The 26,041-nt window shown below is 66.4% G+C and carries 21 protein-coding genes; 11 read left to right on the top strand and 10 right to left on the bottom strand.

What is annotated here, in order from left to right; translation table 11 throughout:
• The first annotated feature begins 7 nt into the window (after window positions 1–7).
• From rnpA to P8A20_RS18110, 8 genes are all read left to right on the top strand, one after another.
• Window positions 8–379 (top strand): ribonuclease P protein component, encoded by a 372-nt coding sequence (rnpA, locus tag P8A20_RS18145; RefSeq protein ID WP_147958572.1) that lies wholly within the window; start codon window positions 8–10, stop codon window positions 377–379.
• A complete protein-coding gene (yidD, locus tag P8A20_RS18140; protein WP_147958571.1) occupies window positions 376–735 on the top strand; it encodes a membrane protein insertion efficiency factor YidD in 360 nt (119 codons plus the stop codon). Before rnpA ends, yidD begins: the two co-directional genes overlap by 4 nt.
• A gap of 3 nt (window positions 736–738) precedes the next feature.
• Window positions 739–2,007 (top strand): membrane protein insertase YidC, encoded by a 1,269-nt coding sequence (gene yidC, locus P8A20_RS18135; RefSeq protein WP_147958570.1) that lies wholly within the window; start codon window positions 739–741, stop codon window positions 2,005–2,007.
• Window positions 2,008–2,021: 14 nt separating this feature from the next.
• Window positions 2,022–2,531, top strand: coding sequence for a Jag family protein (locus P8A20_RS18130; protein WP_147958569.1), 510 nt, complete (start codon window positions 2,022–2,024; stop codon window positions 2,529–2,531).
• A gap of 99 nt (window positions 2,532–2,630) precedes the next feature.
• Window positions 2,631–3,347, top strand: a complete 717-nt coding sequence (gene rsmG / locus P8A20_RS18125) for a 16S rRNA (guanine(527)-N(7))-methyltransferase RsmG (RefSeq protein WP_147958568.1) — start codon at window positions 2,631–2,633, stop codon at window positions 3,345–3,347.
• A gap of 305 nt (window positions 3,348–3,652) precedes the next feature.
• The gene (locus P8A20_RS18120; RefSeq protein WP_147960349.1) at window positions 3,653–4,747 is read left to right on the top strand and encodes a ParA family protein; all 1,095 of its coding nucleotides are present in this window, start codon (window positions 3,653–3,655) and stop codon (window positions 4,745–4,747) included.
• The gene (locus P8A20_RS18115) at window positions 4,744–5,844 is read left to right on the top strand and encodes a ParB/RepB/Spo0J family partition protein (RefSeq protein ID WP_147958567.1); all 1,101 of its coding nucleotides are present in this window, start codon (window positions 4,744–4,746) and stop codon (window positions 5,842–5,844) included. Before P8A20_RS18120 ends, P8A20_RS18115 begins: the two co-directional genes overlap by 4 nt.
• A gap of 306 nt (window positions 5,845–6,150) precedes the next feature.
• Window positions 6,151–6,768, top strand: coding sequence for a GNAT family N-acetyltransferase (locus P8A20_RS18110; RefSeq protein ID WP_147958566.1), 618 nt, complete (start codon window positions 6,151–6,153; stop codon window positions 6,766–6,768).
• An 81-nt stretch (window positions 6,769–6,849) separates the two neighbouring features.
• Here P8A20_RS18110 and trxA read toward each other — a convergent pair whose 3' ends face one another.
• The 7 genes from trxA to P8A20_RS18075 all read right to left on the bottom strand — a co-directional run bounded on the left by trxA (window position 6,850) and on the right by P8A20_RS18075 (window position 16,307).
• Window positions 6,850–7,185: a thioredoxin gene (trxA, locus tag P8A20_RS18105; protein WP_014155214.1), complete on the bottom strand. Its 336-nt coding sequence runs from the start codon at window positions 7,183–7,185 to the stop codon at window positions 6,850–6,852.
• 42 nt (window positions 7,186–7,227) lie between these two features.
• Window positions 7,228–8,199 (bottom strand): thioredoxin-disulfide reductase, encoded by a 972-nt coding sequence (trxB, locus tag P8A20_RS18100; protein ID WP_147958565.1) that lies wholly within the window; start codon window positions 8,197–8,199, stop codon window positions 7,228–7,230.
• Window positions 8,200–8,324: 125 nt separating this feature from the next.
• Window positions 8,325–9,245, bottom strand: coding sequence for an anti-sigma factor family protein (locus tag P8A20_RS18095; RefSeq protein WP_306103868.1), 921 nt, complete (start codon window positions 9,243–9,245; stop codon window positions 8,325–8,327).
• Complete coding sequence (sigM, locus tag P8A20_RS18090; RefSeq protein WP_147958563.1) at window positions 9,242–9,946, bottom strand: RNA polymerase sigma factor SigM; 705 nt, start codon at window positions 9,944–9,946, stop codon at window positions 9,242–9,244. The genes P8A20_RS18095 and sigM overlap by 4 nt, the downstream gene beginning before the upstream one ends.
• A gap of 28 nt (window positions 9,947–9,974) precedes the next feature.
• Entirely contained in the window at window positions 9,975–11,669 is a 1,695-nt protein-coding gene (locus P8A20_RS18085) for a serine/threonine protein kinase (RefSeq protein ID WP_306103867.1), read from the bottom strand.
• A gap of 131 nt (window positions 11,670–11,800) precedes the next feature.
• Window positions 11,801–13,960, bottom strand: a complete 2,160-nt coding sequence (murJ, locus tag P8A20_RS18080) for a murein biosynthesis integral membrane protein MurJ (RefSeq protein ID WP_147958562.1) — start codon at window positions 13,958–13,960, stop codon at window positions 11,801–11,803.
• Between the two features lie 49 nt (window positions 13,961–14,009).
• A complete protein-coding gene (locus P8A20_RS18075; RefSeq protein WP_147958561.1) occupies window positions 14,010–16,307 on the bottom strand; it encodes a DUF6049 family protein in 2,298 nt (765 codons plus the stop codon).
• Window positions 16,308–16,487: 180 nt separating this feature from the next.
• On the opposite strand from P8A20_RS18075, the gene P8A20_RS18070 reads away from it, so the two are divergent.
• The gene (locus tag P8A20_RS18070) at window positions 16,488–17,933 is read left to right on the top strand and encodes a CCA tRNA nucleotidyltransferase (RefSeq protein WP_147958560.1); all 1,446 of its coding nucleotides are present in this window, start codon (window positions 16,488–16,490) and stop codon (window positions 17,931–17,933) included.
• Between the two features lie 130 nt (window positions 17,934–18,063).
• On the opposite strand, the gene P8A20_RS18065 is transcribed toward P8A20_RS18070, so the two are convergent.
• From P8A20_RS18065 to P8A20_RS18055, 3 genes are all read right to left on the bottom strand, one after another.
• Window positions 18,064–19,353, bottom strand: a complete 1,290-nt coding sequence (locus P8A20_RS18065) for an MFS transporter (RefSeq protein WP_147958559.1) — start codon at window positions 19,351–19,353, stop codon at window positions 18,064–18,066.
• Window positions 19,354–19,449: 96 nt separating this feature from the next.
• A complete protein-coding gene (locus P8A20_RS18060) occupies window positions 19,450–20,532 on the bottom strand; it encodes an inositol-3-phosphate synthase (protein ID WP_147958558.1) in 1,083 nt (360 codons plus the stop codon).
• 62 nt (window positions 20,533–20,594) lie between these two features.
• Complete coding sequence (locus tag P8A20_RS18055) at window positions 20,595–21,296, bottom strand: PadR family transcriptional regulator (protein ID WP_147958557.1); 702 nt, start codon at window positions 21,294–21,296, stop codon at window positions 20,595–20,597.
• A 384-nt stretch (window positions 21,297–21,680) separates the two neighbouring features.
• Here P8A20_RS18055 and P8A20_RS18050 point away from each other — a divergent pair, with 384 nt between their 5' ends.
• Window positions 21,681–24,365, top strand: coding sequence for a transglycosylase domain-containing protein (locus P8A20_RS18050; protein ID WP_306103866.1), 2,685 nt, complete (start codon window positions 21,681–21,683; stop codon window positions 24,363–24,365).
• A 166-nt stretch (window positions 24,366–24,531) separates the two neighbouring features.
• A complete protein-coding gene (locus tag P8A20_RS18045) occupies window positions 24,532–26,037 on the top strand; it encodes a glycosyltransferase family 87 protein (RefSeq protein ID WP_306103865.1) in 1,506 nt (501 codons plus the stop codon).
• Window positions 26,038–26,041 lie beyond the last annotated feature (4 nt).

The following is a 26,041-nucleotide window of genomic DNA, read 5'->3' as shown; positions in this document are numbered from 1 at the left end:
TCATGACGTGCTGCCTACCGAGAATCGGCTGAGGCGGCGCGAGGACTTCGCGGTCGCTGTACGCCGGGGACGTCGGGCCGGACGCCCGCTTCTCGTCGTGCATCTACGCAGCGGTGCTACGGACCCGCACGTGACAGGGGAGAGTGCTCCCCCGCCGCGTGCGGGTTTCGTTGTCAGCAAAGCAGTGGGTGGAGCAGTCGTGCGCACGGCGGTGAAGCGGAAGCTTCGTCACCTTGTCCGCGATCGGCTTGCCCAGCTGCCCCCCGGTAGCCTTGTTGTCGTACGAGCGCTACCCGGATCGGGTGACGCCGACCATGCACAGCTGGCCCAAGACCTGGACGCCGCCCTTAAGCGGCTGCTGGGAGGGGGCGCGCGATGAAGTACCCGCTGCTGGCTCTCATCAAGCTGTATCAGTGGACGATCAGCCCGCTTCTAGGGCCTGTCTGCCGTTACTACCCGTCGTGTTCCCACTATGGATATACGGCGATCGACCGGCACGGTGCGATCAAGGGAACAGCGCTGACCGCATGGCGCATCCTGCGTTGCAATCCGTGGTCACCCGGCGGCGTGGACTATGTAGCGCCACGCAAACGTCCGCGTTGGCACGAACTGCTGCGCACCTGGGTGCGTGGCGGCAAGGGCGGGGACTCCGCCGCCGATGTGCCTTCCGGGGGGTCGGTCTCCGAACCCCTGAGCCCGGCCACAGAGACCTCGCCCAAAGCTCAAGGAGCCTGATTAGTGGACACGATTGCCAGTCTGTTCAGCTTTATCACCACGCCTGTTTCATGGGTCATCGTCCAGTTCCACAAGCTGTACGGAGCGCTCTTCGGCGATGACACGGGGTGGGCCTGGGGCCTGTCCATCGTGTCCCTGGTGATTCTGATCCGTATCTGTCTGATCCCGCTGTTCGTCAAGCAGATCAAGTCGACGCGGAACATGCAGGTGCTCCAGCCGAAGATGAAGGCGATCCAGGAGCGCTACAAGAACGACAAGCAGCGTCAGTCCGAAGAGATGATGAAGCTGTACAAGGAGACGGGTACCAACCCGCTCTCCTCGTGCCTTCCCATCCTGGCGCAGTCCCCGTTCTTCTTCGCCCTGTATCACGTGCTCTCGGCCATCGCCTCGGGCAAGACGATCGGCGTCATCGACCAGCCGCTGCTGGACAGCGCCCGTCAGGCACACATCTTCGGCGCGCCGCTGGCCGCGAAGTTCATGGACAGCGAAGAGAAGGTCTCGGCCCTCGGCGCCTCCCTGACCGATGTCCGTGTCGTCACCGCGATCATGATCGTGATGATGTCCGCGTCGCAGTTCTTCACACAGCGACAGCTGATGACGAAGAACGTCGACCTCACGGTGAAGACCCCGTACATGCAGCAGCAGAAGATGCTGATGTACATCTTCCCGGTGATCTTCGCGGTCATGGGCATCAACTTCCCCGTCGGTGTCCTCGTCTACTGGCTGACCACGAACGTCTGGACCATGGGTCAGCAGATGTACGTGATCAACCAGAACCCGACTCCGGGCAGCAAGGCGCAGGACCAGTACCTGAACCGCGTGCTGAAGAGTGTGACCTCGCACGGTGAGGTACGTGGCCGGACCCGGCGTAACACGGTCAAGCGGATCGTCGCCAAGGGCCCCGACCGCAACGACATCGAGCGCAAGTTCATCACCGGTCTGGGCAAGCTCGGCCTCGCCGCCCAGGAGGACGGGACGGTGACGAAGAGCGAAGCAGCCGTTCTGGAGGCCGAGGGCGGTGCTGCGCCCAAGCGCCAGCAGCCCAAGCGTCAGACCAAGGCGAAGCGCCACACTGCTGCCACGCCTCCCGGTACGGCGAAGAGCTCCGGCTCCACGGACTCGGAAGCCAAGACGTCTCTGGAGAAGCAGGACGCCTCGCAGGACGACAAGCCGAAGTCGGCGGACAAGCCCGCCGCGTCCGGCTCCTCACGCCAAGCCAAGTCCGGACAGCGCAAGGGCCCGCAGCGGCCCAAGCACCCGTCCAAGAAGTAAGAAGGAGTCCATCCGTGACGGAAGGCACCACCACCACGGCCGCTGAGGGCAGCGACACTCTGACCCGCCTCGAACAGGAGGGGGAGATCGCGGCTGACTACCTCGAAGGCCTGCTCGACATCGCCGACCTCGACGGCGACATCGACATGGACGTGGAGGCGGACCGGGCCGCGGTCTCGATCATCAGCGAATCGGCGCGCGACCTGCAGAAGCTCGTGGGCCGAGACGGTGAGGTGCTGGAGGCGCTTCAGGAGCTGACGCGTCTGGCCGTTCACCGCGAGACCGGTGACCGCAGCCGCCTGATGCTGGACATCGGCGGCTTCCGTGCCAAGAAGCGTGAGGTTCTGGCGGCGCTGGGTGCCAAGGCCGCGGATGAGGTCAAGAGCTCGGGCGAGTCTGTGAAGCTCGAGCCGATGACGCCGTTCGAGCGCAAGGTCGTGCACGACGCGGTCGCGGCAGCGGGTCTGCGCAGCGAGTCCGAGGGCGAGGAGCCGCAGCGCTTCGTCGTCGTTCTCCCGGCCTGACCGGATCCTTGTACTGTCGGCCCCGTCTGTTCGCAGGCGGGGCCGATCTTTGTCAGCCTGATAGTCAGCGTGCTAGTGCGGTACGGAAGGACGGTCCCCGTGACGGAGGAAGCAGAGCTCCCTCAGGCGCCCAAGGAGGCGCAGGCGGTATTCGGTGAGTTCCTCCCAGAAGCTGTCAGGTACGCGGAGCTGCTCGCTGACGCGGGCGTCAAGCGTGGGCTGATCGGTCCTCGCGAGGTGCCGCGGCTCTGGGAACGCCACCTGCTGAACTGTGCGGTGCTCTCAGAGGTGGTTCCCGAGGGCGTCACGGTGTGCGACGTGGGTTCGGGCGCCGGCCTTCCCGGCATTCCGCTGGCATTGGTACGTCCCGACCTGAAGATCACGCTGCTCGAGCCGTTGCTGCGGCGTACGAACTTTCTCCAGGAGGTCGTCGAGCTCCTGGGGCTTGATCACGTGACGGTCGTTCGTGGCCGGGCTGAAGAGGTGCTGGGGACGCTGCAGCCCGTTCATGTGGTGACGGCCCGCGCCGTCGCTCCCCTCGACCGGTTGGCCGGCTGGGGTGTCCCCCTGCTTCGTCCGTATGGCGAGATGCTGGCTCTCAAGGGGGGCACAGCCGAAGAGGAGATCCAGGGGGCTCGCGCGGCGCTGAGCAAGCTCGGAGTGGTGGACACCGAGGTGCTGCACGTCGGCGAGGGTCTCGTCGATCCCACGTCCACCGTCGTTCGTGTGGTGGTCGGCGAGAGCCCCGGCGGTGTGAGGTTCGCCGCAAAGCGGGCCAAGGCTGCGAGGGTAGGCCGTACGCGGCGACGCCGTTGAGGGGAGCCGTTCAAGGGCTCGGCCTGGCGCTCCTTATGGGTTCTTGGTGCCATTGATGGGTTTTTACGTTGATGCTCCATGCATGCAGCGATATGTGCGGCCTGCGGAGTGTCGGTGGCCTGCTGTTGGACTGCAGAGGCATCGTGTTTCACGTGAAACGTCGCTCTCTGCTGCAGGGAATCATCGGCCGTGGTCGTGCGGCTGCCGCGCCGCGCGACCGCAAGCCCGTGCGGGTTACTGAGTTGTCCACAGAACCGGTTTCATCCACAGAACAGTCAGCCTCGCTGGTTCACGACCCCGAAAGCATGGCAGGCTCTGTTCATTGCGAGCCTGAAGTCGAGGAGAGTGAATCCTTGCGGTCCGACGCCAACATCGCGGGACCGATGACCGATCCGGTCCCCGGTCCCCGTACCGAGTCCCTGGGGGGCGGTGTTTCACGTGAAACACCGCCGCCTATGGACGACACACCTATTGGGCGTGCGGCTCAGCTGGCGGTTGAGGCCCTTGGCCGCGCCGGTGAAGGGCTGCCACGGCCAGACCGGACGCGCGTCATGGTCGTCGCCAACCAGAAGGGTGGTGTGGGTAAGACGACCTCGACGGTCAATCTCGCCGCTTCGCTCGCGCTGCACGGTGCCCGCGTCCTGGTGGTGGACCTCGATCCGCAGGGCAACGCGTCCACGGCTCTGGGGATCGACCACCACGCGGAAGTCCCCTCCATCTACGACGTTCTGGTGGAGAGCATGCCGCTCTCCGAGGTCGTGCAGCCCGTCCCGGATGTCGAAGGCCTCTTCTGCGCTCCGGCAACCATCGATCTCGCCGGTGCGGAGATCGAGCTGGTGTCGCTGGTCGCGCGGGAAAGCCGACTGCAGCGGGCGATCCAGGCGTATGACCAGCCGCTGGATTACATCCTCATCGACTGCCCGCCTTCGCTCGGTCTGCTGACGGTCAATGCGCTCGTGGCCGGAGCAGAGGTACTCATCCCGATCCAGTGCGAGTACTACGCACTGGAAGGTCTCGGTCAGCTTCTGCGCAACGTCGACCTGGTTCGGGGGCATCTGAACCCCGACCTTCACGTATCGACGATCCTGCTCACCATGTACGACGGCCGGACCCGGCTTGCCTCGCAGGTCGCGGAGGAGGTGCGCACCCACTTCGGCAAGGAAGTGCTGCGGACCAGCATTCCGCGTTCGGTACGGATCTCTGAGGCTCCGAGCTACGGGCAGACCGTCCTGACGTACGATCCGGGCTCCAGCGGGTCTCTGTCCTACCTCGAGGCGGCCCGTGAGATCGCGCTGAGAGGCGTCGGGATTCACTACGAGGCTCAGCATGCTCCGGTGGGCGATCCTGCCCACACGGGCGTCCAGAACAGTCAGCAGAGTCATTCGGAGGGCATGCAGTGAGCGAGCGTCGTAGAGGGCTGGGGCGTGGACTCGGTGCGCTGATCCCCGCGGCTCCCCAGGAGAAGCAGGTCGCCAGCCCCGCGTCCGGTACGGCCGCGGGGGCTGCGGGGCCCACGATGACGGCAGAGCGTGGGGTGGCCGTCGCGAAACTGACGGCGCTCCCGTCCGGTCCTTTGGTGCCGGAACCGAGTTCCCCTGTCGGGGAGAGGGGGCCTGCGGCCGAACAGAACGAAGTCGCCGGTGCGTATTTCGCGGAGGTTCCCCTCACCTCGATCTCGCCGAACCCGAAGCAGCCGCGCGAGGTCTTCGACGAAGATGCTCTCGCGGAACTGGTCACCTCCATCAAGGAGGTCGGTCTCCTCCAGCCCGTCATCGTGCGCCAGGTCGACGACGACCGCTACGAGCTCATCATGGGCGAGCGCCGTTGGAGGGCGTGTGGCGAAGCCGGCCTGGAACGCATCCCGGCCATCGTCCGTGCGACGGATGACGAGAAGCTGCTTCTCGACGCCCTCCTCGAGAACCTGCACCGGGCGCAGCTGAACCCTCTGGAAGAGGCGGCAGCGTACGACCAGCTGTTGAAGGACTTCAAGTGCACCCATGATCAGCTGGCGGACCGCATCGGGAGGTCCCGTCCTCAGGTGTCGAACACACTGCGCCTGCTGAGGCTCTCACCGCCGGTGCAGCGCAGGGTCGCGGCTGGTGTCCTTTCGGCCGGTCATGCAAGGGCCTTGCTTTCGGTGGATGATTCCGACGAGCAAGATCGGCTGGCTCACCGCATCGTGGCTGAGGGACTGTCGGTGCGCGCGGTTGAGGAGATCGTGAATCTCCTCGGTTCGGAACCGACGAGTTCCGCGAAGCCTCGGGGGCCCAGGGCCGGCGGCCGGGTCTCACCAGCTCTGACTGATCTTGCATCGCGTCTCTCTGATCGTTTCGAGACACGGGTGAAGGTCGATCTCGGGCAGAAGAAGGGAAAGATCGTCGTCGAGTTCGCCTCGATGGAGGATCTGGACCGCATCCTCGGGAGCCTCGCTCCGGGCGAGGGACGGGTGCTGGAACGGAGTACCGAGGAAGAGCAGGCTGAAGCCGACGAGACCTGATTCTGCTGGGCAGTGAAGGGCGGGCCTAGATCCGGGAAGTCGTCCGGATCTAGGCCCGCCCTTTGCCGTCTCTCGGTATCCCCATCACCTCTGGGTGGATACGATGCGTTCTGGTATGGCGTATCCACCACCGTGATCCACCTCAGAGGAGGCGGGGGCCGTGCGATCAGTGCATCGCAGCCACCTGGTGACAGTCGGGTTGGGACTAGGCGCTGTCGGGGGGTTCGTCGGCAGCCTGTTCCGAGAACGGAGTGCGCTGGCCGCCGCACGTGATGCGGCGGCCGAAGGAAGTGAGGATTCGCCTACATGGGGCGTCGGCTCGTACCGCTCACACTGGACAACCTTCCGGATCTCCCCAGGCGCTGCCGCTCGTGTGTCTTCTGGGAACTTGATCAGGTCAGCGGGGAAGCCGCGATAAAGGCCGGCAGACCCGAGCTCGAGAAGGAAGCCTGGATCTCCGCTGTACTGCTGGAGTGGGGCTCCTGCGGGAGGGTCGTCTACGTGGATGATGTCGCGGTCGGCTTTGTTCTCTACGCACCGCCTGCGTACGTTCCCCGTTCCACCGCGTTTCCCACCAGCCCTGTTTCTCCGGACGCCGTACAACTGATGACTGCGTTGATCGTGCCCGGATTCCAGGGCCAGGGGCTGGGCAGAGTGATTGTCCAGACGGTCGCCAAGGACTTGCTGCGACGTGGCTTCAAAGCGATTGAGGCATTCGGTGACGCACGTTGGAAGGAGCCAGCATGTGTGCTGCCCGCAGATCACCTGCTGGCGGTCGGCTTCAAGACGGTTCGCCCGCACCCCGTACATCCCCGTCTGAGGCTTGAGCTTCGTACAACGCTTTCCTGGAAGGAAGACGTGGAGCTGGCATTGGACCGGCTGTTGGGCGTCGTGCAGAAGGAGCCGGCACTGCGGCCCCTCTGATCGAGGCTGCCGATCGTGCCGGAAAATGCGAAACGGGCCCATCCCCAGGGGAGGGCCCGTTTCACGTGAAACATTCAGCCGCTACTTCTGGCCGATGAAGTTCTCGAGATCGCGGAGAATCGCGGCCTTCGGCTTGGCACCGACGATGGTCTTGGCGACCTCGCCACCCTGGTACACGTTCAGCGTCGGAATCGACATCACGCCGTACTTTGCCGCGGTAGCCGGGTTCTCGTCGATGTTGAGCTTGACGATCTCGATCTCGTCACCGTGCTCAGCCGCAATGGCCTCCAGCGAAGGCGCGATCTGGCGGCACGGGCCGCACCAGGCGGCCCAGAAGTCCACCAGTACGGGCTTGTCGTTCTTCAGGACATCCTCATCGAAGGAGTCGTCGGTCACGTTCTTCAGGGCGCCGGCCACGGCGGCCTCCTTAACTTCGGGGGTTGGTTCGGGGGGAGGTGGTCAGACCGCCGGGGTCTTCTCCGGCTCGGCGGGCTTCTCGTCGGAGAGCGCGGCCAGGAAGCGCTCTGCGTCAAGAGCTGCCGAGCAACCGGTTCCGGCGGCTGTGATGGCCTGTCGGTAGGTGTGGTCGACGACGTCGCCGGCGCCGAAGACACCCTTCAGGTTGGTGCGCGTCGATGGGGCTTCGACCTTGAGGTATCCCTCGTCGTCGAGGTCGAGCTGGCCCTTGAAGAGCTCCGTGCGGGGGTCGTGGCCGACAGCGATGAACAGCCCCGTCACCGGAAGCTCGGAGGTCTCACCGGTCTTGGTATTGCGCAGGGTGAGGCTGGAGAGCTTCTGATCCCCGTGGACTGTTGCTACCTCGCTGTCCCATGCGAACTTGATCTTCGGGTCGGCGAAGGCGCGCTCCTGCATTGCCTTGGAGGCTCGCAGGGAGTCGCGGCGGTGGACGATCGTGACGGACTTGGCGAACCGGGAGAGGAAGGTTGCCTCCTCCATCGCGGTGTCGCCGCCGCCGATCACAGCGATGTCCTGGTCCTTGAAGAAGAAGCCGTCGCAGGTGGCACACCAGGAGACACCCCGCCCGGAGAGCGCGTCCTCGTTGGGCAGGCCGAGCTTGCGGTGCTGAGATCCTGTGGTGACGATGACGGCCTTGGCGCGATGCACCGTGCCCGCAGTGTCCGTGACGGTCTTGATCTCTCCGGTGAGGTCGACGGAGACCACGTCGTCGGGGAGGAGTTCGGCGCCGAATCGCTCAGCCTGGGCGCGCATGTTGTCCATGAGCTCAGGGCCCATGATTCCGTCCTGGAAGCCCGGGAAGTTCTCCACGTCTGTGGTGTTCATCAGCGCACCGCCAGCGGTGACAGCTCCCTCGAACACCAGCGGATTCAGCGATGCGCGAGCGGTGTACAGGGCGGCGGTGTAACCAGCCGGCCCGGAGCCGATGATGATCACATTACGGACGTCGCTCACGGGTTCTTCCTCGTCTCTGCAGACTGCCTACTGCCTACTGGGGTCGGTTCCACGACTCTCACCCCACCCAACGGATCCTACGGGGCATGCATTCCCGAAAGAGCGGTCCGGCTCCGGGTAAGGGTCTAGGGGCGGGCGTAGGAATGGGTGAGCAGCAGTTTGCCCTGTGTCGCGGGCTTGGAGTCGACGCAGGCAGCGTCGACGACGTAGGCCTGCACGCGCGTTGAGTCAGTCGTATGCGGCAGAACGACCAGGAACGCAGCCGTTCCTTCGTAGCTGCCCTCTTCCAGTGCCAGGGCGGGGGTATCCCGGCCCGTTCCCTGTTGGACACAGGATGGAACGTTGACGATCGGAGCCAGCAGCCGAGTACCGGGGGTCGCGTCTCCGGGAGGCAGGTGCCCCGGGGACGACTTGGTGTCCATCGGCGATTCGGCCGGGTAGCCGCCCGGAGTCTCGGACGCCTTCGCCTCGTTCAGGAGGCTCTGGACGCGGCCTTGCAGCGTTCCTTCCGAGAACTCTTCCTGGCTCTTCTCCGCGGCGCTGACCCTGTGGTCGGCCATCGAACCTGCCGAGTCCTGGGACGACGGAAGAGACTGGAGCAGGAGGACGCTCATACCGACGGCCGCAGCCCCGAAAGCGGTACCAAGGATTACTGTGCGACGCCTACGGCGAGCCGGACTCCGGCCGGGGCCGGTGGCGCCGCGAGGACGGCCGGCCGGCCGAGGCGCGGCCTCCGTCGGCAGATCAAATGTTTCACGTGAAACAGGGGAAGCCGAGACCGGTGTCGTGGCAGCCGCCACTGCCTCCCGTGCCAGAGCCGTGTCGATGCGGCGGGCGACCTCCTCGGGCATGTGCTCGGAAGGAGGTTCTGCCGCACCCAGCAGCGAGCGGACCTCCTCGAGCGAGGCGTGGATGTCACCGCACTCATCGCAGGAGTCGATGTGGCGGCGGACTGCTGCCTCGCGTGAAGGCGGAAGGAGGCCTTCGGCGAGGTCGGCGATTTCCGAGACGTCAGGGTGCTGAGTCATATCGGCTGCGGACGTCATGCGAGCCCACCTCCACCCTTTACGCCGGCAGGATCTCCGTCACCTGCATCTCTTGGTCCTGACGCCGGTGGGACGGATGGCCTCTGTGTCCGGTTCCTTTCCACACGGCTGTCCTTACGGTCCCCTCTGCTGCTGCGTAGGTGAGTCAGCAGGGGAAGCAGTCTGGCCCGGCCTCGTGCGCAACGGCTCTTCACGGTGCCGGTCGGTACGTCGAGGATGCGAGCTGCCTCGGCGACCGGGTAGGCCTGCATGTCCACGAGGACAAGCGCGGCGCGCTGTTCGGCCGGCAGCGTGGCGAGTGCGGCCAGGAGTTCGCGGTGCAGATCCTGCCGCTCCGCGGGAGCCTCGGCGGACTCGTGAGGCTCCATGAGCTGATCGAGCCTCTCGGTGTCGTCGACCGGCGAGGTTCTCCGGGAGGCCGTCTTGCGAGCACGGTCCAGGCAGGCGTTGACGGTGATCCTGTGCAGCCATGTGGTGACGGCGGACTGGCCACGGAAGGTGTGAGCGGCGCGGAAGGCAGACACAAGAGCGTCCTGCACGGCGTCGGCAGCCTCCTCGCGGTCGCCGAGCGTACGCAGGGCCACCGCCCAGAGACGGTCACGATGCCGCCGCACGAGCTCACCGAAGGCATCCGGTTCGCCTGCGACGTGCTGGGTCAGGAGATCCTGGTCGCTGATGTCGGCGAATCTGGCGTCGTCCAACGGTGAGCCCCCTCCCCTGGTGCTGCCGTCAGCTGGTGACCTTGATGTCCGAGATCTTGCCTCTGTAGTTTCCGTCGTCACTCAGAGGAAGTTCGGTCAGCCAGACCAGAAGGTACCTTGCCTGCACCGGCTTGACGGGCTTGAGGGACACCTTTGTTCCGGAACCGCTCGCGGCCTTGGTGAAGCCCCCCGGCAGCTGAGGGAAGGACGAGTCCTCGGTGGTTCTCAGCTCGACGGAGGTATTGCCGCCGAGGAAGGACACCTCGACGTTTCCTACCTGCTGAACCTTGCCGAGGTCGAGAACGACTCCGACGCCCTCCTTGAGCCGTCCGAAGTCTGCGCTGTAATAGCCGTCCGTGGTCCAGAAGGAGCTTGTGTCGCCGTCGTAGACGTTCTTCGTCGAACCGGGCTTCTCGGAACCGTCGCCGAGCGGATCGTAGTCCTGGGCTCCGACGATCGTGACCGGCTTGCTGGGTTCGGAGGCCTTGTTGTCGACGCCCCCGTTGTCGGTGGTCTGCGTCGGGGTCGGCTCCCCCGAGTCCTTCTCCCGGTTCAGGACGGTTTCCGCGAGCTGCCAGCTGCCCAGGCCCAGAGCCGCGATGAGCAGCGCGGACACGGCCCACTTGAGTGCTTTGCCCGTGCGGCTCTGGAGAGGGGGCGGCGGGACGATGACGGGCTGTGTAGCCGAGGCGGGGCGTGCGGAGGGGCGTCCGTAGGTGCCCTGCTGGTAGGTCGTGCGCTGGTACTCCGGCGGTGCTGTGAACGTGGGCTCCGGGGGGAGGATGCGCGGCATGGCCGCGACGGCCTTCGCCAGCTCGTCCGGGGTGGTGCACGGCTGTTCCTGCCGTGACGCGGTAGCGCCGTCGTTGGCGAGCGCGCGCATGGCGAGCTCGGACAGGCCCCGGTGGACGCCCGCCCGCACCTGGTCGGGAGGAATGAGACCGAGGTCCTTGGGGAGCCCGGAAAGGCCGTAGGCGTCGCTCTCGTAGGGCCAGCGCCGGGTCAGGGCGGCGTAGAGGAGGGCACCGATCGCCTCGGTGTCCGCCCGGAGGGGCTGATCGGCGGTGATACCGCGGAGCGCGGCGTTCACGGCCAGACCACGGATCCTGTACTGGCCCGTCGAGCTGCGCAGCACGGCGCCCGGAGTGAGTCGCAGATGTGCGAGCCCCTCGCGGTGTGCGGCAGCCATGGCCTGGGAGATCTGGCTCACGAGCTGGTAGGCGTCGTGCGCATCCAGAGGTCCGGCCGCCAGCAGCGCTGTGAGCTCGGTGGCGTCGGGGAGCCATTCGTGGACGACGTAGACGAGGTCGCCCTCCTCCACGGCGTCCAGGACCTGCACGAAGCGCGGGTCCCCGAGCAGTGCGGAGGAGCGGGCCGCCGCCAGCACGGAGCGGGCGCGCGGATGGTCGGCGGTCAGCAGATGAACACCCACCGCGCGCCTGAGCTTCTCGTCGACGGCACGCCAGCTGCTGAATCCGTCCAGCCGGGTGACGCACTCCTCGAGCCGATAGCGTTTGGCCAGTTTGTGACCGCTGTGCAGATCAGGGGACGCCGGCACGGCGTCAGAGCCGTCCTGCCCGCTCTGCGCGTCCTTCGAGCTTGCGCCCTCTGCGTCCTCGGCTTGTGCCGTCCCGTCGGTCGTGGCCGCGTCCGCCTTGGCGGTCAGCGGCTCGTCGCCGCTGTTGTCGGCCACGTCGACAGCAGCCGTGCTACGTTCCGCCACCGTCGTTCCCTGCCTCCCCATCCGTTGCGCGATGCCAGCCAGCTCTGCACAGTCACGCCAATTGTGCCCACACTCCGGCGCTATGCACGACACGCGGTGTCCAGCGATGGTTGTGCGGCTCGGCGCGTGTATCAGCGTCCGAGGCGCCCTCGGACCATGCCGACCATTCCGTTGAGTTCTTCGATACGCATCTTCTTCGCCGCGACGAAGAAGACACCCATCAGGACGACGCTGCCACAGACCAGTGCCACCACAGACCCGCCGGCTCCGTCACCGAGGGCCTTCAGGAGAGCGAAGCCCACGCCGCCGCCGACCACGGCCGCGGGGATCGCGGCCAGGCAGAGACGGGCGTAGGTGCGCACCACACGGGCACCGTCGAGGTCACCGCCGAGCCGGCTGCTCAGCCGTCGCCATGCGATGCCGACGCCCACCGCGTACGCCAGCCCGTAGGCCCCTGCCATTCCCACGACTGCCCACTGGGCCGGAAGAATCACGTAGCAGAGGGCGGAGACCGCCGCGTTGACCGCTGCGACGATGACCGTGTTGTAGAAGGGGGTACGGGTGTCCTCGTACGCGTAGAAGCCACGCAGCACGACGTACTGCACGGAGTACGGGATGAGGCCGAGGCCGAACGCCATCAGGATGAAGCCCATCGACCGTGCCGCCTCGGTGCCGCTGGAGGCGTAGAGCAGGGTGCACATCGGCAACCCGAGCGCGAGGAAGGTGAAGGCCACCGGGACGATGGCCACCGCCGAGTTGCGCAGACCTTGCGAGATGTCGTCCCGGACCGCTCCGGGGTCGTTGTCATGGGCGGCGCGGGAGATGCGAGGAAGCAGGGCAGCCATCACCGAGACGGTGATGATGGCCTGAGGCATACCCCAGATCAGCTGGGCATTGGAGTAGGCGAGGAAGCCTGTGCCGTCCTTGCCCGACAGCTTGCCGGCCGCGGTCGCCAGCTGCGTGACGACGATGACGCCCGCCTGGTTGGCCAGGACGAAGAGCACCGTCCACTTGGCGAGCCTGACCGTCTTGCCGAGCCCGTGCCCCTTCCAGTCGAAGCGGGGACGGAATCGGAACCCTGCTTCCCGGAGGTACGGGATCATGGCCAGGGCCTGGACCACCAGGCCGAGCAGCGTACCGATGCCGAGCAGGCGGACACCTTCGGCCGGGATCGTCTCCACGCCCATCCGGGATTCGGCCGACGAGCCGTAGACCCAGATGAACAGGCCGAACGTGACGATCATGACGATGTTGTTGAGGACCGGGGTCCACATCATCGCGCCGAATTTCCCGCGGGCGTTGAGGATCTGCCCCATGACCACGTGCACGCCCATGAAGAAGATGGTCGGCAGGCAGTAGCGGGCGAAGGTGACGGCCACGCTGTTGGCCGCGACGTCGTTCGCGATGGTCGGCGACATCATGTGGATGAGCCACGGAGCAGCGAAGACCGCGATCCCGACGATCACGCCCAGGGTGACCATGACCAGGGTCAGCAGCCGGTTGGCGTATGCCTCGCCCCCGTCCTCGTCGTCCTTCATGGACCGGACGAGCTGAGGAACGAAGACGGAGTTGAGCCCGCCGCCCACCGTCAGGATGTAGATCATCGTCGGCAGGGTGTACGCGATGGTGAAGCTGTCACCGAGCAGCGCCGCGCCAAGTGCCGCTGTGATGACAAGGCTGCGGACGAAGCCGGTCAGCCGCGACACCAAGGTGCCCGCGGCCATCAGCGCGCTGGACTTCAGTATTCCGGCGGCCCGTCCACCGGACTTCGGCGGTACGGGTGCCGGGGCTGCCTCGGGTTCGGCAGGAGGTCCCGGCGGACGGCCGGACCCTTCCTGGTCACGGAAGAGGTGGGCGAAGGCGTCCTGCTCCTCGCGGTCGCCGGAAGCCTGCGTGACCAGGTCGTCCACTCCTACGTACTGAGTGGTCGCGGCGTTGTCGCCGTAGGGAAGGTGCCTGGAGGGGCCTGCGGGCTCCGGTGGCGGAGTCTGGGCCCAGAGGCGGGGGTCAGGGGCGTGCTGGGCTGCCTGAGGCTGCTGGTAGAGAGCCTGCGGCTCCTGGTAGGTGCCCGGAGGCGGTGGGGGATGAGCGGCGCGGTCGTAGAGCGCCTCGGCCACCGGATCCTGCGCGGCGAGATCCCGGGCACGGTACGGATCGTGGTCGTACGCGTGCTGCAGGTAGGGATCGGGTTCCTCGCCTCCCTGTCCTGCGCCCGGCGGCACCGGCGGACCGCTGGAAGACCCAGCTCCGCCCGCGCTCTGGCCGCGGTCACCGTCGTACGGCGCGTTCATCGAAACCCCACCTCATTGTCCCCGGCCGACAGGCCCCGACAGACATCGCTCAACGGTCCACTTTCTCACTTGGGCCCGATGGGTCGCCGCTTTCCGGACCGGTGTCCGACTCCGGGTCACTCGGCTGCTCGGGTTCCCCGCCGTCGCCCTCCGACGCGCCGCCCGCCACGGTGCGCTTGCGGTGGGTGTACATCCTGATGCCCGCCAGGACCAGCAGCAGGAGACCCCCCGCGATCACCAGGAGGACCGTCGGTGTGACCTCGGAGACCTTCACCGTGAAGGTCATCGCCTCGCCGTACGGCGCACCGTCCGTGGTGAAGAGACGCGCCGTGACCTGCGCCTGTCCGTTCGCGTTGGCAGCAGCGTCGAATTTCACGGACTGGCTGTGCCCACCCGCGATCTCGACCGGCTTGTCGGCGACCGCTCCGCCGTCGTTGAGGTTCAGCCGCGTGGCATTGCCCGACGTCAGACGGAGTACGAGGTGATCGACGCCCTGCACCAGTTTGTTCTGCACGGTCACCGGGATCGTGGCGCTGCGCCCTGACAGGGTCACGTCCGACTTCGCGATCAGCTGGACCTCGTTGGTGAGCCCCTGCAGATACGTACGGACCGAGTCGCGGTACCGCTGTGCTTCCAGCGGACTGCCGCGCCACGATGTCGACACGGAACGGTTGATCGCGTTCCCGAAGGGGGTCACCACCCGGTCGGGCTGCGTGAGGATGACCTGGAAGCTGTCGAGCGAGTTCTGCGTCGTCCTGATGTCCTGGAACGCCTGGGTGGGCAGTTCCTGGCTCCGCAGTTTCTTGGGGTACTGGGATGCCCTGGGTACCTGCGTCGTGGCCTGCGCGTCTGGCTTCCGCTCAGCGGCCTCCGCCAGGTCGAGAGGCTCTGTCCAGTGTTCGGCCGTGAGGGCCTGCAGAGCGCGTGCCATGGTCTGTGCCTGAGCGGCGGTGGGCGTCCGCTGCGGGGCGACGACGATGCTGCGCTGTTTGTCAGGAGCCTGCTCCGTCACCGCCAACGTCTGGGCCAGGAATTTCTGGACCGCGAGTGTCGAAGCGCCGGCCTTTGCCATGTCGCCGGTGAAAGCGGTGGAGAGCCGGTAGTCCGAGACGACAGCAGTCGTGCCACCACCGATCGGCCGGGCCGCAGTCGGGGTGTAGAGCAGACCGCCGGTCTCCTCGAGGCTGTCGCTTCGGGCGATCACCTTGTGTGCGCCGGCCGAGGTGGCGACATCGACGACCGCGGGGTCGATCGCACCGTCCACCGGCCATGCGAAGTCGGTGGACGGCTTCACGTGAAGCACGGTCTCGACCGTCGTGCTCGCGACCTCGGTGGCCGTCTGCAGATGGCTGAGAGCGCCGGAGACGTTCTTGCCACGGTGTGCGATGGAAGCCAGATCGGGGTCGGCGAAGGGCAGAGCGACCACCTTGCCGTCCTTCACGGCCGCCTGCAGATCCGTCAGCCACTTCTTCGCGATGGTCTGGTTCGTCCCTGCGACCGTGGTGTCTCCGGACTTGACGCGGTAGTTCTTCGTCATCGCGTCGACCGAGGCCAGGAGGTCCGGGTCGATCACCCATGTCACGGGGAGCTGGCGGCCCAGCGAGACCAACTGTTCCAGCCGTCCCCCCGGTGCGAGCTCGAGGGCCAGATCGTCGTTGGCGAACACGGGAGTCTGCTGCTCGTCGGAGCCTGTTTCGGCGGTGACGTGCGCTGATGCGATGAGCGGCCAGAGGAAGGTGAGCTCGGTCTTCTTCTTGGTGTCTTCGGGCTGCCACGGCAGGAAGGTCCGCTGGATGCCGAGGACCTGGTCGTAGGCGTAGTCGGAGGTTCGGCCCGTGAGGGACACTCCGAGCTGGTAGACGCCCTCGGCGTCCAGGTCCAGCTTGTCCACCGGGACGGCAAGGGCGAAGTCCTGGCTGACCCCGGATGCCAGCTTGGGGACCTTCAGCGTGTACGAGCCGCCCAGCTTGGCCGGATCACTGCCGGGCAGGTATCCGGTGCGCTTGGCTGCTTGGTCGATCTCTCCTCTGCCGGACAGCCTCGGCCCGACGCGCAGGTCGACCTCGGCGTCCGTGATCGTCTTCTTCCCCTTGTTGGTCAAGGTGCCGGAGACGGTGAGGGTGTCGCCCTCGACGGGTGCGCTGGGGGCGAGCGTGTCCAGAGACACATCGACGGTGCGCGAGCCGGTCGGGGCCTTCGTCGGCCCCTTGGCATGGGCGGAAGGCGCTGCGGGACCGGCCAGGAGGCCGGCGATCAGCGGCGCCCCGACGATCAAGGAGGCTGTGCGCCGGAGCCACCGGCGGGCAGGGGAGGGATTCATCCCCTGAAAGTCTGCCGCCTCGGCCACGCGTATCCGTCCCTCGTCGTCGTCAGCTGGTGCTGGTCCTGCCGGTCTCTGCGTCCCCGCATGGTAACGATGTGCCCGACGCCTGAGTGCCGGGGACCGTGTCACATGATCGGGAGAGTCTCGCAGGGTCACCGGAAACGATGACGCCCGGGCCGGTCGGGGCACGTACCCTTTTCTGTTGTGCCGAACGCCAACGAAGACAGCCCCCGTGCACTGAGTCAGGTGCAGCACCGCGCAGTGAGCGAACTGCTGCGGGTGTCCCCCGTCGCCGACGACCTCGCCCTGCGATTCCAGGAGGCCGGATTCAGCCTCGCCCTGGTCGGCGGGTCGGTCCGCGACGCGTTGCTCGGCAGGCTCGGAAACGATTTGGACTTCACGACCGACGCCCGTCCCGAGGATGTCCTCAAGATCGTCCGCCCTTGGGCCGACTCGGTCTGGGAGGTCGGAATCGCTTTCGGCACCGTCGGCGTGCAGAAGGACGGCTATCAGATCGAGGTCACGACCTACCGGTCGGAGGCGTACGACAGGACCTCGCGCAAGCCCGAGGTCTCTTACGGCGACTCGATCGAGGACGACCTCGTGCGCCGTGACTTCACGGTCAACGCCATGGCTGTCGCGCTCCCGCAGAAGGAGTTCATCGACCCGCACGGCGGCTTGGACGACTTGGCGCAGCGCGTCCTGCGTACTCCGGGCACTCCTGAGGCGTCGTTCTCCGACGATCCATTGCGCATGCTGCGTGCCGCACGCTTCGCCGCTCAGCTGGACTTCGAGGTGGCCCCTGACGTCGTCAAGGCCATGACGGACATGGCGGGACGCATCGAGATCGTCTCGGCCGAGAGGGTCCGTGAGGAGTTGAACAAACTGCTGCTCTCCGGACACCCCCGCAAGGGGCTGGGGCTGCTCGTGGACACAGGCCTGGCCGACCAGGTACTGCCCGAGCTTCCCGCGCTCCGTCTGGAAAGTGACGAGCATCACCGTCACAAGGACGTCTACGAGCACTCCTTGACGGTCCTGGAGCAGGCCATCGATCTCGAGGAGGACGGCCCCGATCTCGTTCTGCGTCTTGCTGCGCTTCTCCATGACGTCGGCAAGCCGAGGACGCGTCGCTTCGAGAAGGACGGACGCGTCTCTTTCCACCACCACGAAGTGGTGGGGGCCAAGATGACCAAGAAGCGGATGACCGAGCTGAAGTACTCCAACGACATGGTCAAGGACGTATCGAAGCTGGTTGAACTGCACCTGCGCTTCCACGGATACGGGGACGGGGAATGGACCGATTCCGCTGTGCGCAGGTACGTGCGGGACGCGGGTCCGCTGCTGGACAGGCTGCACAAGCTGACCCGCTCCGACTGCACGACGCGTAACAAGCGCAAGGCGAATGCTCTGTCGCGCACGTACGACGGGCTGGAAGAGCGCATCGCGCAGCTGCAGGAGCAGGAGGAGCTGGAAGCGATCCGGCCCGCTCTGGACGGCAACGAGATCATGCGGGTCCTCGATGTGGGACCGGGGCCTGTGATCGGTAAGGCCTACGCATTCTTGTTGGAGCTTCGCTTGGAGAACGGCCCGATGGAACGCGAGGACGCTGTGGCCGCGCTCAAGGAGTGGTGGGCCGCGCAGGAGGGCTGACGCCTGCTACGGCAGGGCAGGTGAAGAGGTAAGCCCTCGGTCCTTGTGTTTCACGTGAAACACGACTGATCTCCCGAGGGCGTCCCGGGATGGTTCATGAGGGGCGTTGTTTCACGTGAAACAACGCCCCTCATTCCTCGATGCGGGTGTGTTGGAGTGCCAAGCTCGTGCGGCGTCGGCACAGCATGGACACCGAGACGATGGCGTAGAGCACGGCCACGGTGAGCACCACGACGACGGACCGCCCGTCAGGGGGCAGTACGAGGGCGGACATCGCTGCGGCAGCGACGAAGGCGACATTGAACAGCACGTCGTAGAGCGAAAAGATCCGTCCGCGGTAGGCGTCGTCCACGGAGGTCTGTACCTCGGTATCCGTGGCAATCTTCGTTCCCTGGGTCACGAGCCCGAGGATGAAAGCTGCCGCCAGCATCGGAGCAGGGGCAAAGGGAAGCCCCAATGCAGGTTCGAGGAGGGCGGCACCTCCGGCGCAGCCGGCCAGCCAGCCGTACCGTCCGAAGCGTCCGACCGCCCACGGGGACATCAAGGCAGCCACGAAGTACCCTGCGGCGGACGCGCCCAGTGCGAGGCCGAGAAGGGCCAGGCCGTCGGACTCGCCGTCGGACCAGGCGTAGCGGCACAGCATCAGCACCATCACGGTCAGCGCTCCGTAACAGAAGCGGATCACCGTTATTGCGGCCAGCGCGTGCGCCGCGTTCCTCCGCTCGGCCAGATGGCGCAACCCGTCGACGAGCCCTCGTGCGGTGGTGGTGAAGGCCTGCCGCAAGGGCACGTGGTGCAGGTCCCGGTCCGGCCCGAGAAGTGTGCGGGGCAGAGTCACGGCGACCAATGCCGAGAGTAGGTAGAGGGCTGCTCCCAGGAGGACTGCAGCGGCGTCTGAGCCGTCTGTCACGAGCCGGATGGCCAGCGCGAGACCGCCGCCGGCGGTAGCAGCCAGCGTGCCGGCTGTCGGGGACAGGGAGTTGGCGATGACGAGCCGCTCGGTGTCGACGACACGCGGGAGGGCTGCCGACAGTCCGGCAAGCACGAAACGGTTGACGGCAGTGACACAGAGCGCGGAAGCGTAGAACAGCCAGTCCGGGACGGAACTGAGGAGCAGCAGGGCCGTGCAGCAAGCCAGCGTGGCTCGAAGCAGGTTTCCGTACAGGAAGACCTGTCGGCGGGGCCAGCGGTCGAGCAACACTCCCGCGAACGGCCCGATGAGCGAGTACGGCAGCAGCAGCACCGCCATGGCGGAGGCGATGGCGCCGGGCGTTGTCTCGTTCTCGGGTGAGAAGACCACGTAGGTGGCGAGCGCGACCTGGTAGACACCGTCCGCCGACTGGGAGAGAAGCCGTACGCCGAGTAGGCGACGGAAGTTCCGAAGGCGCAGGAGTACGACCAGATCACGCACGACAGGCATGTGCGCAAGCGTCACACATGTGGGGGGCCTCCGGGCGGATTGCCCGGGGACCCCCCAGATGGAGAAGCGGTGTCACCGAAGTGGCGACGGGCCGGATCAGCGCTCGACGTCGCCGCTGATGAACTTCTCGACGTTCTCGCGGGCCTCGTCGTCGAAGTACTGGACCGGCGGCGACTTCATGAAGTACGAAGAGGCCGAGAGGATCGGGCCGCCGATACCGCGGTCCTTGGCGATCTTCGCAGCACGCACGGCGTCGATGATGACACCGGCGGAGTTCGGAGAGTCCCAGACCTCGAGCTTGTACTCCAGGTTCAGCGGAACGTCACCGAAGGCACGGCCCTCGAGGCGCACATACGCCCACTTGCGGTCGTCCAGCCAGGCCACGTAGTCCGAGGGGCCGATGTGGACATTGTCCGCACCGAGTTCGCGGTCACGGATCTGCGAGGTGACGGCCTGCGTCTTCGAGATCTTCTTCGACTCCAGGCGCTCACGCTCGAGCATGTTCTTGAAGTCCATGTTGCCGCCGACGTTCAGCTGCATCGTGCGGTCCAGGATGACACCCCGGTCCTCGAACAGCTTCGCCATCACACGGTGCGTGATGGTGGCGCCGACCTGGGACTTGATGTCGTCGCCGACGATCGGGACACCGGCCTCGGTGAACTTGTCCGCCCACTCCTTGGTGCCGGCGATGAACACCGGAAGAGCGTTGACGAACGCGACCTTCGCGTCGATGGCGCACTGCGCGTAGAACTTGGCAGCAACCTCGGAGCCGACGGGCAGGTAGCAGACGAGGACGTCGACCTGCTTGTCCTTGAGGATCTGGACGATGTCGACCGGGGCGTCGGCGGACTCCTCGATCGTCTCGCGGTAGTACTTGCCCAGACCGTCGTGGGTGTGGCCGCGCTGAACGGTCACGCCGGTGTTCGGCACATCGGCGATCTTGATGGTGTTGTTCTCGCTGGCGCCGATGGCGTCCGCGAGGTCGAGGCCGACCTTCTTCGCGTCGACGTCGAAGGCAGCGACGAACTCGACGTCGCTCACGTGGTAGTCGCCGAACTGGACGTGCATCAGACCGGGCACCTTGCCGGCCGGATCGGCGTCCTTGTAGTACTCGACGCCCTGCACCAGTGAGGCGGCGCAGTTGCCCACGCCGACGATGGCTACGCGAACCGAACCCATGCCGATTGCTCCCTGTGTGTTCTCGGTGTTCCCCGATGACGCCTTGCGGGCCCGCGGGGGTGTCACTTCGTGTCGTCGGACGGATCCGGCCGGGAGGTGTCCCGGTGCCGGGGCAGGCCGCCCGTCTCTCCTGATGAGTCGTGCTGAGTGGAGTCTTCGGGTGAGGATCGTCGCTGATCCCGTCCCGACCGCTCGCTCTCGATGAGCTCGTTCAGCCAGCGCACTTCGCGCTCCACGGACTCCATGCCGTGTCGCTGCAGCTCAAGCGTGTAGTCGTCGAGTCGTTCCCGGGTGCGGGCGAGAGAGGCACGCATCTTCTCGAGGCGTTCCTCCAGCCTGCTGCGGCGACCTTCGAGGACGCGCATCCGCACCTCGCGCTCCGTCTGCCCGAAGAAGGCGAAACGAGCCGCGAAGTGCTCGTCCTCCCAGGAGTCCGGACCGGTGTGCGAGAGCAGCTCCTCGAAGTGCTCCTTACCTTCCGCCGTCAACCGGTAGACGATCTTGGCGCGACGCCCGGCCAGCGAGGACGCCGGAGCGACCCCACGGCCTGTTTCGGGTGGCAGAGCCGGAACACTTCCCGGTTCCTCGATCAACCAGCCGTTCGCGACCAGCGTCTTGAGGCAGGGGTAGAGGGTGCCGTAGCTGAAGGCGCGAAAGATGCCCAACGAGGTGTTGAGGCGCTTGCGCAGCTCGTACCCGTGCATGGGGGACTCACGGAGCAGGCCGAGTACGGCGAATTCGAGGATGCCTGAGCGTCTGCTCACCTTCGCCTCCTCTTCCGCCTGGTCTCCACGGGCTGCTGGAACCACCTTATGCCGAGCTGATGTATCGACTCGATACATCAGCACGATAGATCGACTCGTGATGTTCGACAAGAGGATGCTTCGTGACCGGCGTCACATCCTCGATTCATAGGGAGTGACTTGCGTAATTTGGGGTGAAGTTCGGTCCACGGAGGTTTTTGACCGTGCGTAGTCTGTGCGGCATGCAGACCACCGGGAACCGCGAGGAGCCGTCGTGCGTCCGTTATCGCGGACTGCCGGAAGTACTGCGGGTGAGCCTTCCGCAGGGCTTGTCCGTATTTCGGGGGGACCGGAACTCAACTGCCGCTTCCAGGCGCTCTCGCCTGCCCGAGGAGTAGTCGTTCGATGAGCGAGCACCGTCGCAAAGCGCCGCAACCGCAAGGTGGCGGGCGCGCAGCGGCCAGACGAGCCGCCCAACAGCCTGCTGGACGCCGCACCGATGCGTCACGCAGAGCAACCGAGGAATCACCCTCCGTCGAGCACGGTGAGGAGTCGTCGTACGGCGGCCGCGCCGAGGCCCGCCGCGCCGCCCAGCGCGGCGGGGGCCGGCGGCGGGGAGGTGGCGACAGCACCGGCCACGAAGGCCGCGGCCGGGGCCGTGAGGACTCCGGCAAGAAGCGGATGATCGACTACCCGCGTGCGGGGAAGTACGGCTTCCGGCGCTGGGTCCCTTCGTGGAAGCTCGTCTCCGGGCTGTGCCTGGGCTTCCTGGGGCTCATGATGGGCGCGGCCGGTATCGCGTACGCGCTGGTGGTGCCGCCCGAGCCCAAGGACCTCGCCACCGCCCAGAACAACGTCTACTACTGGGCCGACGACACGCAGATGGTCGCCACGGGCGGTTCCGTCAACCGTCAGTCGCTCGAGTACGCCCAGATTCCCGCAGCGATGCGGAATGCCGTCATCTCGGCCGAGAACAAGTCGTTCGACGACGACAGGGGCATCGACCCCATGGGTATCGCCCGCGCCTTCTACAACATGGCCCGGGGAGGTGACACCCAGGGCGGTTCGACGATCACCCAGCAGTATGTGAAGAACTCCATGCTCAGCCAGGACCAGACCGTGAGCCGGAAGGTCAAGGAACTCTTCATCACGCTCAAGGTCGGCGAGACGGTCAAGAAGAACAAGGTCATGGAGGGCTACCTCAACGTCTCCTACTACGGCCGGGGCGCGTCGGGCCTCCAGGCCGCCGCACGTGCGTACTACGGCAAGGACGCCACGGACCTGAACCCGAGCGAGTGCGCCTTCCTCGCGACTCTGCTCAAGGGCGCGAGCTACTACGACCCCGCGGGTGCTCCCGAGGTCGACTCCGTGAAGGCCTCCGCCAAGGAGAACACCCGGCGTGCCAAGGCGCGGTGGGAGTGGATCCTCGACGAGCAGGTCAAGGACGGCCGGATGAGCGCGACGGAGCGTGCGAAGTACGACACGTTCCCCATGCCGGACAAGCCGAAGAAGGACGCCAAGCTGGGCGGCCAGACCGGCTACCTGGTCGATCTCGCCACGAAGTACTTCCTTGCGCACAACAAGGAGGGCGTCACCGAGAAGGAACTGTCCCGGGGCGGCTACGAGATCCACACGACCTTCGTGAAGAAGAAGGTCGACCAGCTCGAGAAGTCGATCAAGAAGGTGTACGAAGCCAAGATCGACCCGAAGAAGCGTCCCGACAAGGACACGCACGTCGAGTTCGGCGGCGCGTCGGTGGACACGAAGACGGGCGCCATCGTCGCCACGTACGGCGGCCAGAACGCGACGACGCACTACACCAACAATGCCGACGCGACCGGTGCGCAGGTCGGATCGACCTGGAAGCCGTTCGTGCTGGCGGCCGCCATGCAGTACGGCAAGCGCAATCCGGAACTCGGCCCTGACCAGAGCGCGTCGGAGCGCACGATCGTCTCGCCTAAGAGCACCTACAACGGCGACAACAAGCTGAGGATCAACGAATACAACGGCCAGGTCTGGGAGAACGACGACGGCGGAGAGTGGCTGCAGACCAACGACGGGGACCGCAGCTACGGCGACATGACTCTCAAGTACGCCATGCAGGAGTCCGCCAACTCGCCCTACGTCCAGCTCGGCATGGACGTCGGCACCGACAAGGTGAAGCAGGCCGCCCTCGACGCGGGGCTGCGTGACGACGACTACATGGCGAACTCGAACGTCCCCTCGTTCTCGATCGGTACGTCCTCGCCGAGTGCCATCCGCATGGCAGGTGCGTACGCCACCTTCGCCACCAGCGGCAAGCAGCGGGAGCCCTTCTCGGTCACCGAGGTCAAGCACAAGGGCGAGGTCATCTACAAACACGAGACCAAGACGAAGCCCGCGTTCTCGAACGTCATCGCGGATAACGTCACCGACGTGCTGAAGAACGTCGTCGAAAACGGAACGGGCACGCCCGCCCAGCTCCCCGGGCGTGACGTGGCCGGCAAGACGGGTACCACGGACGGCAACAAGTCCGCCTGGTTCGTCGGCTACACCCCGCAGTTGTCGACCGCCGTCAGCATGTTCCGGATGGATGACGACGAGACCCAGAAGAACCGCGAGTTCCTGGAGATGTACGGCACGGGCGGCGAGAAGTCGATCCACGGTGCCTCGTTCCCCGCGCAGATCTGGCACAACTACATGGCCGAAGCGGTGAAGGGGACGAAGGTCGTCAACTTCCCCAAGCCGGAGCCGTACGGTGACACGGTGTTCGGCGGCGGCGCGGTCAGCCCCAGCCCGACGCCGAGCCCGACGCCTTCGCCCTCGGAGACCACGGAAGAGCCCACTTCCCCGTCTCCCACCCCGACGACCCCGTCCCCCTCGCCGAGCGAGACGTGCCAGCCGCTCGACTGGGAGTGCAAGAACAACCAGAACGGTGGGACCAGCAACGGCAACAACAGCGGGGGAACCACGGACGGGTCCACCGACGGTGGGACGGACGCCGGGACGTCGGACGGCGGAACGGACACCGGAACGACCACAGGGACGACCGAAGGTACGACGGAGGGCGAGGAGACCAGCCGCGGCGGGATCTTCGGCGGCGGCGGGTAGCACCTGCCCGGGGCGGCGCCGATGAAGCGCCGCCCCGCGGGCCCCCAGGAGGACGCCCGGGTACGCGTATGAGGGCCGTCGACACCAGCCAGGTGTCGACGGCCCTTCCGTGTGTCCCGGACGCGGGCCACGCCCGCACACAGCGCCGTACGGCAGGATGTGCGGCATGCCAAGCGCAGAAGACACGAGCGTGCACCAGGAGCCGTCCGTCGTACCGCCCACGCGACAGGACGAGATCGCCGCAGCGGGCAGTGAACTGATCGGCGGGCCCGCGGGGCGCTGGGCACGGTTCGGATCGGGGCCGCTCACACCGCTGCGCGTCATCGCGCTCGTGGCGATCGGGATGTTCGCACTCGGCATGGTGCAGAAGATCCCCTGCTACGACTGGGCGTGGTTCCGCGGCACCAGTTCGCAGTACACGCACGCGTGCTACTCGGACATCCCGCACCTCTTCGTCGGACGCGGCTTCGCCGACGGCCTCGTGCCCTATTTCGACCGCCTCGGCGGCGACATGGCGTACCTCGAGTACCCCGTCCTGACAGGTCTCTTCATGCAGGTCGCCTCCTGGCTGACGCTGACACCGTCCTCGGATCCCGTACAGCAGCGCGAGCAGATGTACTGGATGGTCAACGCGGGGATGCTGATGGTCTGCGCCGTGATCGTCGCGCTGTGCGTCGCCCGTACGCACCGGCGCCGGCCCTGGGACGGACTTCTGGTCGCGCTCGCTCCGGCGCTCGCTCTCACCGCGACGATCAACTGGGATCTGCTTGCCGTCGCGCTGACGGCCGCGGCGATGCTCATGTGGTCCCGCGGCAGGAATCTCGCCTTCGGTGTCCTCATCGGCCTCGCCACCGCCGCCAAGCTCTATCCCGTGCTGCTCCTCGGGCCTCTGCTGGTCCTCTGCTGGCGGGCCGGGAAGTGGCGCGCGTACGGGGTGGCGCTGTTCGGTGCGGCGGCGGCCTGGCTGCTGGTGAACGTTCCGGTGATGGCGTACGCGCCGGAGGGGTGGAAGAAGTTCTACACGTTCAGCCAGGAGCGGCAGATCGACTACGGCTCGTTCTGGCTGATCATCACCCAGCGCACCGGACGGTCCATCGACGTGAGCACGGTGAACACGGCTTCCGTGCTGATGATGATCGTGCTGTGTGCAGGTATCGCCGGGCTGGCTCTGGCCGCCCGTCACCGGCCGCGCTTCGCCCAGCTCGCGTTCCTCGTGGTGGCGGCCTTCATCCTGACGAACAAGGTCTACTCACCGCAGTACGTGCTCTGGCTGATCCCTCTGGCCGCACTGGCCAGGCCCCGCTGGCGGGACTTCCTGGTCTGGCAGGCCTGCGAGGTCGTGTACTTCCTGGGGATCTGGTTCTACCTCGCCTACACGACGAGCGGGGACAAGCACCAGGGGCTGCCGCAGGAGGGGTACCAGGTCGCGATCATCCTGCATCTGCTGGGAACGCTGTACCTGTGCGCCGTGATCGTCAGGGACATCCTGAGGCCGGAGCGGGATCCCGTCCGGTACGACGGGTCCGACGATCCGTCGGGCGGGGTGCTCGACGGTGCGCCGGACCGCACGGCACTCCTGCAGGTGCGCCCGCATCCCTCACGGAACACAGCACCCGCGGTCGAGGGACCGCGGGTGGAGTGGGGCAGCGCCGGCAGAACGGCCTCCGGCTGAGGGA

It is taken from the genome of Streptomyces sp. Alt3 (assembly GCF_030719215.1).
Taxonomy (GTDB): domain Bacteria; phylum Actinomycetota; class Actinomycetes; order Streptomycetales; family Streptomycetaceae; genus Streptomyces; species Streptomyces glycanivorans.
The sequence above is the reverse complement of the archived record's forward strand: the minus strand, read 5'-3'. Positions and strand labels throughout refer to the sequence as shown.

Bases quoted from the DNA above. Each gene is read 5' to 3' on its own strand.
- P8A20_RS18060 (WP_147958558.1), bottom strand. From the start codon at position 20,532: ATGGGTTCGGTTCGCGTAGCCATCGTCGGCGTGGGCAACTGCGCCGCC.
- P8A20_RS18050 (WP_306103866.1), top strand. From the start codon at position 21,681: ATGAGCGAGCACCGTCGCAAAGCGCCGCAACCGCAAGGTGGCGGGCGC.
- yidD (WP_147958571.1), top strand. From the start codon at position 376: ATGAAGTACCCGCTGCTGGCTCTCATCAAGCTGTATCAGTGGACGATC.
- P8A20_RS18120 (WP_147960349.1), top strand. From the start codon at position 3,653: ATGGCAGGCTCTGTTCATTGCGAGCCTGAAGTCGAGGAGAGTGAATCC.
- P8A20_RS18095 (WP_306103868.1), bottom strand. From the start codon at position 9,245: ATGACGTCCGCAGCCGATATGACTCAGCACCCTGACGTCTCGGAAATC.
- P8A20_RS18065 (WP_147958559.1), bottom strand. From the start codon at position 19,353: ATGCCTGTCGTGCGTGATCTGGTCGTACTCCTGCGCCTTCGGAACTTC.
- P8A20_RS18110 (WP_147958566.1), top strand. From the start codon at position 6,151: ATGGGGCGTCGGCTCGTACCGCTCACACTGGACAACCTTCCGGATCTC.
- murJ (WP_147958562.1), bottom strand. From the start codon at position 13,960: ATGAACGCGCCGTACGACGGTGACCGCGGCCAGAGCGCGGGCGGAGCT.
- P8A20_RS18045 (WP_306103865.1), top strand. From the start codon at position 24,532: ATGCCAAGCGCAGAAGACACGAGCGTGCACCAGGAGCCGTCCGTCGTA.